Origin of the sequence: Aerococcus sp. 1KP-2016, from assembly GCF_002252085.1 — a bacterium.
Classification (GTDB): domain Bacteria; phylum Bacillota; class Bacilli; order Lactobacillales; family Aerococcaceae; genus Aerococcus.
In genome coordinates this window covers 1-2,235 of record NZ_NEEY01000092.1, presented here as the reverse complement: position 1 = coordinate 2,235, position 2,235 = coordinate 1, and the positions used below count along the sequence as shown (strand labels likewise).

Annotated in this window: 2 protein-coding genes; both read left to right on the top strand. The window is 38.1% G+C overall.

The window, feature by feature from the left end; all coding sequences use genetic code 11:
- The first annotated feature begins 218 nt into the window (after positions 1 to 218).
- Complete coding sequence (locus tag B9P78_RS09455; protein WP_094519177.1) at positions 219 to 944, top strand: glycoside hydrolase family 3 N-terminal domain-containing protein; 726 nt, start codon at positions 219 to 221, stop codon at positions 942 to 944.
- Positions 926 to 1,960 (top strand): glycoside hydrolase family 3 C-terminal domain-containing protein, encoded by a 1,035-nt coding sequence (locus tag B9P78_RS09450; RefSeq protein WP_158520597.1) that lies wholly within the window; start codon positions 926 to 928, stop codon positions 1,958 to 1,960. The genes B9P78_RS09455 and B9P78_RS09450 overlap by 19 nt, the downstream gene beginning before the upstream one ends.
- Positions 1,961 to 2,235: the final 275 nt, after the last annotated feature.

The following is a 2,235-nucleotide window of genomic DNA, read 5'->3' as shown; positions in this document are numbered from 1 at the left end:
GGCTTTATGCCATCAATCATATGTTTTTTCACTCCTTCTCTGATATCTCTTCTCATTCCTATTCCACTCCAATTCTATAGGGGATAAGAAGAGTATATAAAAAATGTAGGAAAACCAACAATTTTACATTGTCATTTTCCTACATTTTATAACTGTTCTTTACACACCCAACACCTAAGCACGAATTTCCAACTACAACTTTTATTCATGATTTTTAATTGCGCCACCTGATTGTACGTGAGAATGCCACACCAGAACAGATGGTAACTTGGACAAAGACAATTCAAGAAATGGCTGAAGAATCACGCTTAGGGATACCAGTGGTCATTATTTCTAATTCGCGTAACGAAAATGAGGATGCAACTTTTAATGCAGCTCAATCAGTACGTCAATTTACAACATTCCCGGGTATACTTGGATTAGCAGCTATGGATGATTTAGATTTGGTGAAGCAGTTTGCCGCGATTGGTCACGAGGAATTTCTGGCGAATAACATCCGAAAAGGGTACATGTACATGGTGGATACAGCTACTGATCCTCGTTGGTTTAGAACCTATGGTACTTTTGGGGAAGACCCAGCCACAATTTCTGCAATTGCTGAAGTGATTATCCCTGAGTTTCAGGGTGAGGTATTGGATGAAGATGCGATTGCCTTGACCATCAAACACTTCCCTGGTGGTGGCACACGGGAAAATGGTTTTGACCCGCATTATGCAGAAGGAAAATTCAATGTTTATCCTACAGAAGGATCACTTGAAAATTATCACTTGCCACCATTCAAGGCGGCAATTAAACATCATCCTGCTTCAATCATGCCATACTATGCGATTCCATCTGATGAGAAATCAGCAACACCACAAGTACCGTTTGCACGTGGATTTGAAGAGAATGTGGCCTTTGCTATAACAAACAATTTATTCAAGAATTGCTACGCGATGAGTTAGGATTTAAGGGGTATGTCAATTCAGATACAGGAGTTTTAGGGTCGATGGCATGGGGCGTTGAGGATTTATCATTAACCGAACGAGCAGTGAAAATTATCGAAGCCGGTACCAATGTAGTTTCTGGTACAACTGATGTAGATGCGTTTCAAGAGGCAATCGAAAAAGGATTTGTATCAATGGAACGTGTCGATAGTTTGATCGCACAGTTATTAGCAGAAATGTTTGCGCTAGGATTGTTTGAAAATCCCTACAAAGACGTTGCACATGCGATTGCCGTGACCAATACACCTGAAAAACAAGCAATAGCTTATAAAGCACATCAAAAATCTGTTGTGGTATTAAAGAATAAGGATCATGTTTTACCATTAACTAAGGAAAAATTGCTTGGTAAAAAAGTCTACGTGGAACTATTTACTAAACTATACAATGAAAAAGAAATGGAAACACGTCGTCGTATCGGTAATACAGTGAATACTGATGAAATTAATGCTAGCTTGCCAAGCTTAATCAGAAATAGCTTCCCTCATTTAGATATAGTCGATGATTATCACGATGCGGATGTCGCAATATTATTTGCGGAGCCTATTTCTGGTTCTTATTTCGAAGCAGCACCAACATATTTAGATTTACAAATTCATGAAGAGACCAATGTAGATATTGAAAAAATAGTAGCCATCCGTGATGCAGTCGATCAAACCATTATTAATGTAAACCTTGATTTACCATTTATTTTAGAAAATATTGAACCACTAGCGGACGGTTTGACTGCAAGTTTCGACACCTTTATCCAAGCAATTCTTGATGTTATGCTTGGCGAAGTTAATCCTTCAGGGAAATTGCCTTTGACCTTACCGAAAAATGATGCTGCCGTCGCTGTTGATGAGCACGGTGTTTGTGCTTCACCAAATGATGTACCTGGCTATGACAAAGAAAAATATATGACTATTCCATATACTTACGAAGATAGCCAAGGAAACAAATATGGACTAGGATTTGGATTAGGCTATGAAAATTAATGTTATTTAATGAAAAAGAGGTTGGGACAAAAGATTAAAATCATAGATTTTTCGTCCTTACAGTGTACGTTCCTTGTGAGCCGTGGGATCATTGAAAGCCAAGGTCTTTCAATTTGAAATCGAGCCAAGGTATCGATTTCATCCTCTGTCACGGCTAAGGAACTACACTTTCAGTCCTTTAACCTGTTCCCATGATATATTTCAATCAAAATTTATAAGAATTTTTTCAAAGTAAAAGGCGTACACAACTCTTTTTAAGAATTATGTACGCCTTT